Origin of the sequence: Beijerinckia sp. L45, assembly GCF_009765775.1 — a bacterium.
In the GTDB taxonomy this organism is placed as follows: domain Bacteria; phylum Pseudomonadota; class Alphaproteobacteria; order Rhizobiales; family Beijerinckiaceae; genus RH-AL1.
The window spans coordinates 32,113-39,988 of the sequence record NZ_LMUU01000234.1; the positions used below are offsets into that span (position 1 = coordinate 32,113).

Annotated in this window: 9 protein-coding genes; 4 read left to right on the forward strand and 5 right to left on the reverse strand. The window is 66.2% G+C overall.

All coding sequences use genetic code 11. The features are described 5' to 3' along the window. The 4 genes from GSQ79_RS24435 to GSQ79_RS24450 form a co-directional block, all read left to right on the forward strand. On the forward strand, positions 1–630 hold a 630-nt coding region (locus GSQ79_RS24435; protein WP_158811362.1), incomplete at its 5' end, for an exodeoxyribonuclease III. Positions 631–803: 173 nt separating this feature from the next. Beyond that, a complete protein-coding gene (locus GSQ79_RS24440) occupies positions 804–2,849 on the forward strand; it encodes an FUSC family protein (RefSeq protein WP_158811363.1) in 2,046 nt (681 codons plus the stop codon). Then, a complete protein-coding gene (locus tag GSQ79_RS24445) occupies positions 2,846–3,037 on the forward strand; it encodes a DUF1656 domain-containing protein (RefSeq protein WP_158811364.1) in 192 nt (63 codons plus the stop codon). The genes GSQ79_RS24440 and GSQ79_RS24445 overlap by 4 nt, the downstream gene beginning before the upstream one ends. Positions 3,038–3,044: 7 nt before the next feature. Beyond that, positions 3,045–3,980, forward strand: a complete 936-nt coding sequence (locus tag GSQ79_RS24450; protein WP_158811365.1) for an HlyD family secretion protein — start codon at positions 3,045–3,047, stop codon at positions 3,978–3,980. Between the two features lie 153 nt (positions 3,981–4,133). On the opposite strand, the gene GSQ79_RS24455 is transcribed toward GSQ79_RS24450, so the two are convergent. The 5 genes from GSQ79_RS24455 to GSQ79_RS24475 form a co-directional block, all read right to left on the reverse strand. Then, positions 4,134–5,453, reverse strand: coding sequence for an NtaA/DmoA family FMN-dependent monooxygenase (locus tag GSQ79_RS24455; protein WP_158811366.1), 1,320 nt, complete (start codon positions 5,451–5,453; stop codon positions 4,134–4,136). A 185-nt stretch (positions 5,454–5,638) separates the two neighbouring features. Next, complete coding sequence (locus GSQ79_RS24460) at positions 5,639–5,821, reverse strand: hypothetical protein (RefSeq protein ID WP_158811367.1); 183 nt, start codon at positions 5,819–5,821, stop codon at positions 5,639–5,641. Positions 5,822–5,867: 46 nt separating this feature from the next. After that, positions 5,868–6,197: a type II toxin-antitoxin system RelE/ParE family toxin gene (locus GSQ79_RS24465; protein ID WP_158811368.1), complete on the reverse strand. Its 330-nt coding sequence runs from the start codon at positions 6,195–6,197 to the stop codon at positions 5,868–5,870. A 204-nt stretch (positions 6,198–6,401) separates the two neighbouring features. Beyond that, positions 6,402–6,782 carry a DUF2147 domain-containing protein gene (locus GSQ79_RS24470; RefSeq protein ID WP_158811369.1) on the reverse strand — a complete coding sequence of 127 codons (381 nt, stop codon included), beginning with the start codon at positions 6,780–6,782 and terminating at the stop codon, positions 6,402–6,404. 66 nt (positions 6,783–6,848) lie between these two features. Further along, positions 6,849–7,658 (reverse strand): DUF72 domain-containing protein, encoded by an 810-nt coding sequence (locus GSQ79_RS24475; protein WP_158811370.1) that lies wholly within the window; start codon positions 7,656–7,658, stop codon positions 6,849–6,851. Positions 7,659–7,876 lie beyond the last annotated feature (218 nt).

Consider the following 7,876-nt stretch of genomic DNA (forward strand, 5'->3'; position numbering starts at 1 on the left):
AACGTCGCCACCCACGGCCAGAAGGGGTTCAACGGCGTCGCCATCCTGTCGAAGACGCCGATGGAGGTCGAGAACGGCCTGCCCGGCAACGACGACGACACGCAGTCCCGCTACATCGAGGCGGTTGTGACGACGGCCGGCCAGCCGGTGCGGGTGTGCTGCCTGTACCTGCCCAACGGCAATCCGGTCGACAGCGAAAAATACCCCTACAAGTTGGCGTGGATGGACAGGCTCATCGCCCGCGCCACCGAACTCCTGAAGCTGGAGGAGAGCCTGGTGTTCGCCGGCGACTACAATGTCATTCCCGGCCCGGGCGACGCTCACGACATCGCGGCGTGGCTCGGCGACGCGCTCTACCTGCCGCAGACGCGGGAAAAGTTTCGCACCCTGCTGAACCTCGGGCTTACCGACGCGCTGCGCGCCACCACCGACGACGCCGGGCTTTACACCTTTTGGGATTACCAGGCCGGCGCCTGGCAGAAGAACCACGGCATCCGCATCGACCATCTGCTGCTCTCGCCGCAGGCGGCGGACCGGCTGATGCACGTCACCATCGACAAGGACCGCCGCGGCGAAGATAAACCGTCGGACCATGTACCGATCCGCATCGAGCTGCGCGACGCGATCTAGCAAGTGTGGCGGATCATGGCATAGGCTAGGTCACGGTGCGGTTATGCCCCTCTCCCCCTTGCGGGGAGAGGTTGGGAGGGGGGGGGCGCGGTGTTCTTCGAAATGGAAGCAGGATGGTGGACTCCCACCCCTAACCCCTCCCCGCAAGGGGGAGGGGAACTGGGCGCCGGACCGTGAACACGCTCGATACCACCCCCGAGCCGGCAGCCGCGCCGCTCTTCACGGTGCCGGTCTTCCTCAAGCCGTGGCTGGTCTGGCCGGCGGGCACGACGTCGTTTGCCGTCCGCACCTGGCTTGCCCTTGGGCTGGCGCTTTACGTTGCGTTTCTGCTCGAGCTCGATTCCGCCTCGAGCGCCGGGGTCTGCGTGATGCTGCTGGCGCAGCCGGTCCAGGGCATGGTGCTGTCGAAGGCCATCTATCGCACGATCGGCACCCTCGTCGGCGTCTCGGTGGCGGTCGCCATGACCGCGCTGTTCCCGCAGGACCGGACGATGATCCTGGCCGCCTTCACGGTGTGGATGGGTCTCTGCACCGCGGTCGGGACGATTCTGCGTGATTTTCGCGCCTACGGCACCGTGCTCGCCGGATACTCCGTGGCGATCGTCGCCATCGCCAATATCGACACGCCGGACGCCGCCTTCATGGTGGCCGTCGACCGTGTCGCCGCGATCCTGGTCGGCATTGCGGCGATCACCGCGGTCAATGCCGTGTTGCTGGGCGCCGAGGCGTCGGTGTCCCTGCTTTTCAAGCTGCGCGCCGCGACCGTGGACGTCGTCGTCATGGCAGTGCGGGCGCTGGACGAGCGCAAGTCGCCCGACGCCTGGGCCTGCATCGCGATCGCCAGCCGGCTGATGCCGCTGCGCAGCGAGATCTCTTTCGCGACCACGGAACTGCCGGGTGGCGGCCGCCGGGCCGCTGGCGCGCGGAGCGCCCTGCTCGGCCTGTTCGAGATGATCTCCTCGATCCAGGCCGTCGGCGCAGGACTTCAGCGCGCCCCCGCCGCCTCGCCGACGCTCGATACGGCCACCACCATCGTCAAGCGCGCGCTGCGCTCGCAACGCCCCGAACGGCTTCGCGGCGAGCTCGACGCCTTGACGCTGCACGGGCTGGAGTCGGGCGGCCTGACGATGGAGGAGGCCGCCGTTCTCGATCGCATGCGCTTTCTGATCACGACCTTTGCCGACGTACGCGATGGGCTGAAATCCGTCCGCATCGGGGTGGCGCCGCGCCGCATCGCCAAAATTCCGGTGCATCAGGACTATCTCTCGGTCCTGCTCAACTTCGTCCGGGTGACGGTGTCGGTGGGCCTCACCTGCGTGCTCGGCGTCTGGTCCGGCCAGTCCGGCACGGCGATGGCGATCCTGTTTGCCGCCGTGTTCGTGTCGCTCGGCTCGCTGCAGCCCAATCCGACGTCGATGGCCAACGCAGCGATCTTCGGGCTGCCGATCGCGGTCGTACTGGCGACCGTCTACAAGTTTCTGCTGTTTCCGATGATCGATGGCTACCCCCTGTTCATCCTGTCGCTGGCCCCGCTGGTCGCCGGGACCTGCTACTTCATGAAGACCGGCCAGCAGGCCATGGGCACCATCTTCGGCACGATGACCCTGGTTTTGATTGCGCCGGCCAACCCGCAGGTTCTCGATCCCAACGCTTTCGTGTCGAGCGCGACGATGTTCGTCGTCTCCGGCGTCATCGTGTTTCTGTCGTTCAAAGTCGTCATTCCGGTTCAGCCGGGACAGCGCCGTATGCGTCTGGCGTTGGCCGGCGGAACGCATTTGCGCAACGCGCTCGCCGACGAGCATCACCGGCTCCAGCCGCGGGCCTCGCTGCAATACGATCGCATGAGCCAGTTCAAGCAATGGCTCGGCCCCGGGCCGGTCACGCTGGCGCGGCACAAGGAGATGACGCGGCTGAACGACATCGGCAACCTCGCCTTCGTCGTGCGGCGCGCCTGGCGGGCGCTCGACGCCGCCGTGATCGCGGCGCCGCCGGACCTCGAAGCCCGGGCTCGGGCCACGCTGCCGACCTTGTCGCCCGATGCCACCGACCGGATCGCCCGCGAGTATTTCTGGCTGGCGAACGACCCGAAAGCGTGCACGGAAAAGGGTGCGAGACTGGCCGCCCTGCATGCCGCGACGGCCCTTTACGGCACCGCGATCCTCACCCGGGTCGAGAGCCGTCTACTCCGTCACGCCGAATTGTTGGAGCGGGTCCGATGAGCGAGTTCGTCGTCGCCGGCCTGCTGATCACGCCGTTCGTCAAATACGCGATCATCGCTTTGCTCGTATGCCTGCCGATCCACGCCCTCCTGGCGCGCCGCGGCATCGAGCATTGGGCGTGGCATCCGTTGCTCGCCGAAGCCGGCCTCTACATCTGCGTGCTGGCCTTCCTCAACATCTTCCTCTGAGAGCCCCATGTTCAAACGCGCCCGCCGCTTCATCCGCTTTCTCGTGACCGGCCTGATCCTGGTGGCGGCCTGCGTCGCCATCGTCGGCCTGTGGCTGCACTACATGGTGGCGCCTTGGACGCGCGACGGCGAGGTCCGCGTGCAAGTGGCCAACATCGCGCCGCAGGTGCCGGGCCCGATCGTCGATCTTCGCGTCGCCGACAACCAGTTCGTCCACAAGGACGATCTTCTCTACGTCATCGACAAGGCGGATTATCAGGTGGCGCTGGACAGCGCCGAGGCGGACGTCGCCAGCAAAAAGGCCGACCTCGACGTCAAGCAGAACCAGGCGGCGCGGCGCGAGGCCCTCACCACCCTCAGCACCTCGGTCGAGGAAAAGCAGACCTATGTCGGCGCCTCGGAAGTCGCCAAGGCGGCATATCAGGGCTCGCTCGCCAGCCTCGAGCGCGCCAAGCTCAATCTCAGCCGCACGGAGGTGCGTTCTACGGTCAACGGCTACGTCACGAACCTGCTGCTACGCCGCGGCGACTATGCCAACACCGGCACCGCCAACATCGCGATCATCGACAGCGATTCCTTCTGGGTCTCGGGCTATTTCGAAGAGACCAAAATGGGCAGCTTCAGTGTCGGCGATCCCGCCAGCGTCGAGCTGATGGGCTACAACGGGCGCATCACCGGCCATGTCGACAGCATCGGCCGCGGCATCTCGACCTCCAACGCGACCGTCAGCACGCAGGGCCTGCCCTCGGTGCAGGCGGTCTACACCTGGGTGCGCCTCGCGCAACGCGTTCCCGTGCGCATCGCCATCGACCGCGTGCCCGACGGCATCATCCTCTCCGCCGGCATGACCGCCACCGTCGTGGTGTCGCCGCCGAACCACGACCAGGGCAATGTGTGGACGCGGGTCAGCGACCGCTTCGAGGGGCTTTGGCTGAAGCGGTAGGGGTATCCTCCCTTGCGCGAAACGCGGGGGCGGGGGACCGCCGATAGGCGGTGTAGGGGGCTTGGGCACCACAGATCACGGCGCCCCCTCCACCATGCTTCGCATGGTCCCCCTCCCCCACTTTGTGGGTGAGGATACGCGGCGGCGAAACGCTTAAAACTCCTTCAGCGTCTCGCGCAGCGTCGTCTTGGTGTAGGCGGTGCGGGTCAGGCCGCGGCGCTGGAGGGCGGGCACGAGGCCGTCGGTGATGCCGTTGACGTAGACGCGGCTCAGCCGGTGGAACGGTGTCGTGATGAGGAAGCCGTCACCGCCGACCTGCGCCATCGCATCGCCCATCATGTCGGCAACGTCGTCCGGCGTGCCGACGAGTTCCAGCGCCCCGGTCGTGCCGCTGTCGCGCACCAGCTGTCGCAGCGTTTTCGGACTCGCCGGCGAGCCGGGCCGGGTCTGGCAGAACTTGTCGAGCGCCCCCTGCTCCGCGTTGGTGGTCAACGGCGGCAGCGGCTGATCGAGGTCGTACTGCGAGAAATCGACGTCGGTGAAGGAGCTGAACAGGGCGAGCGCCCGCTCGGTATAGCCCGGCGATTCCAGTGCGCGCGCATACATCTCCTGCGCCTGCGACCGGGTCTCGGCGACGATCGGCGCGATCAGCGACAAGACCTTGATGTCGTCGGGATTGCGCCCGGCTTCGCCCGCCAGCTTGCGGATGTCGTCGCGATAGGCCTTCATCCCGGCGATGCCGTTGGTGCTTGCGATGACCGAGTCCGCATGCTCGGCAGCAAAGCGGCGGCCGCGCGGCGAACCGCCGGCCTGGATGAAGGCCGGCCGTCCCTGCGGACAGCGCACCGTGTTGAGCGGGCCCGGCGCGCTGTACCAGCGCCCCTCAAAGTTCACCGGGTGGACTTTCGACGCATCCGCATAGGTGTCGGTGGCGGCGTCGCGGATAACGGCGTCGGGCTCCCAGCTCTCGATCAGCTTTTCGACCAGGGCAACATATTCGTCGGCCATGTCGTAGCGCAGCTGACGCGGCGGGATTTCGGCGAGGCCCATGTTCAGCGCGGCGGCGTTTTCCGCCGACGTTACGATGTTCCAGCCGAAGCGCCCGCGCGTCAGATGGTCCATCGTCGAGATCAGCCGCGCCAGCATGAAGGGTGGATAGGCCATCGTCGACAGGGTGGTGACGATGCCGAGGTGGCGCGTGTCGGCGCCCAGAATCGCGGCGAGCGGCACGGGATCGTGCTTCGGCACCATGATGCCGTGCTTCAGATAAGTCTCCATGCCGTGCTTGAACGCGGTCGGAATGCTCAGCGTGTCTTCGATCAGCATGTAATCGAAGCAGGCGCGCTCCATCGATCGCGCGAGGTCGCGGTGCAGGTCGCCGGTCCACGGCTCGGGCGCCGAGCCGAGCGGATCGTTCCAGGCGTTCTGCCCGAAGTAGGTAAACCAGCCGAGATGAAAGCGCGTGTCGGTCATAAAGACGAACCTGTCTGCGGCCCGCCGTCTCGCGGGCCGGTTTGCTGTCGGTGACATGACGGGATCATTCCCGCCGCGGACCAACGTGCAGGTTCCAGGCCGTGCGGTGGCTTAGTGGCGATGACAGTCCGCCAGCGGCCCCAGACACGCAGGCAGGGCTGCATTTGCGGGTGAAGATTATTTCGTCACGACCACCAGTGCATCCAGATGCCCCAGCCGTGCACCACGGCGACAGGAAAGAACAGGGCGCCGGCGATGAGGAAGCCGGTCAGGTGTTCGTTGAAGCAGGTGTAGAGGTGCTGGCACCAACCGGCGAAGGCGAGCAGCCCGAACGCCAGGGTGGCGAGAGCGGTGATGTTTTCGGCCAAAGGAGTGCTCCCGTTTCGCCGGTCGGCGTTGGCGCAGGCCGCATCGTCACTCAGGGCCGGCGAGGTCGCGACGACCGTCGACCACCGGGGCGATTTCGACGATGGTGATCGGCCCCTCGTCTGTATTGGGCTCGATCTCGTAGAGGATCAGATGCGGCGGTTCGGCCAGGATACGGGTTTTGGGTCTGATGTCCGAACGCCGCGGTCCCAGACGCTGTCGATCGGCAAGTCGCCGTACCTTTTCTTCTATGCGATCGTAGAGGCGTTCGGCCGCGGACGGATTGCTTAGTCCGATCGCGGAGTCGGTACGGCCTGAAGCAACCTCGGCTTGGACGAACGCTGCGTTCTCGGCGGTCAAGGCAACGCTGATCGTCATGGAGTAGCCCCCGGGGTCTTACGGTCCGCGCAATCAAAGACTGTGCCCGCAAGAAACAGCGGGATGTGGCGTCCCAGTCGGGATCCAGAACACCATGCTGGTCCAGTGAAGCGCGGTGCACAGCGCCTCTTCTAGTGCTTTTTCGGCCAGCCGGCTTTCACGGATCCGGCGCGTTCGTGCCAGCGAGGACGACATTGTTTACCCTTAGTTCACCCGCGACCAGCTCACCGACTTGCAGATCATCCCGCCGAGCGCGCAGCCGGTGGTGGTGAGCGCGTTGCCCGACACTTCCATCTTGCCGGAATAGGTGCGGCCGTCCTCGGGGTTGAACGCGGCGCCCTCCCAGGTGTCGGCGCCGGCCGGTTTCATGTCGAAGAAGACGCGCTGGCCGACCCGGCCGGGGCCGCCGGTATCGCGCAGCCACACGACCGTACCGCACAGCGCGCCGCCGCAAGGGGCGATCTTGACGCGCGAGGTGCCCTCGGCACGCTGCCACACGCCCCTGGCATCGGCGGCATGAGCCGGGACGGCCAGCACCACCACGGCAGCCGTCATTGTCCCGAAAACAAGTTTGTTTCGAACCATCGTTCCGCTCCCTGAGACGGTGCCTCTGGATGAGCGCCCGCCGGCAATCTGCGGCCAGGGTGACGCTTACGTCAACGCGCCGATCAGCAGATGCGCGGCGTGGGGATTGCGCTCCTTGGCGCCGCTGATGAAGTAGACGAAGCAATCGCGTTTCGGCGCGGGGAGCGCCGGCGCCAGCATCGGCAGGTCGGCCGGCGTCTTGCCCGCGGCATACGTCTTGGCCTGCGCGGCGAAGCTGTCGATCGCCGTCGGATGGTAGCCCGCGTCGTGCTCGGCGGTGCTGGTCTGCAGACGCATATAGATGAAATCGGCGGTCGGGTCGGCGATCAGCGGGTAATCGTCGGACACGGCCAGGCAGATCGCCACGCCGTGCTCCCGGGCGAGCGCGACGAAATCGGCATGGACGAAACTCGGGTGCCGCACCTCCAGCACGTGCCGCAGGTTCAGACCCCCCTGCTCTTTCGGCAGAGCGGCGCAAAAGCGGCCGATCTCGGCGGGGTCGAATTTTTTGGTCGGCGCCAGCTGCCACAGGATCGGCCCGAGCTTGGCGCCCAATTCGGTGATCCCGCTTTCGACGAAACGCGCGATCGCCGGCTCCGCCTCGGCGAGGTCCTTACGGTTGGTGGCGTAGCGGCTGGCCTTCAGCGAAAACACGAAATCGTCCGGCGTTTCCGCCGCCCAGCGGCGAAAACTTTCCGGGCTCTGGGTGCGGTAGTAGGTGCCGTTGACCTCGATGCTGGTGACGTGGCGGCTGGCATAGGCCAATTCCTCGGCATGCTTGAGCCCGGCCGGAAAGAAATTGTTGCGCCAGGGCTCGTAGGTCCAGCCGCCGATGCCGACGCGGATCGCGCCAGCCTTGCTCTTTTGACCGCTCATGTGTCCCACTTCAGCGCAAAGGAATTAACGCGGGCGTAAGCATGTGTTCGCCACACCGCCTAGCTAGGGCGCGGCCTTGTACCGGCCCACCATGCACGGCACATTATCGGGTACGAACGGAGCGGCAACAGGCGCGTCGCCGCGATTCGCCCCATGTATGTTCCATCGTCGTGCTCGAAATGAACGTGTGAAGGCGGAAAGGGCCCCAGCGCCTTCAC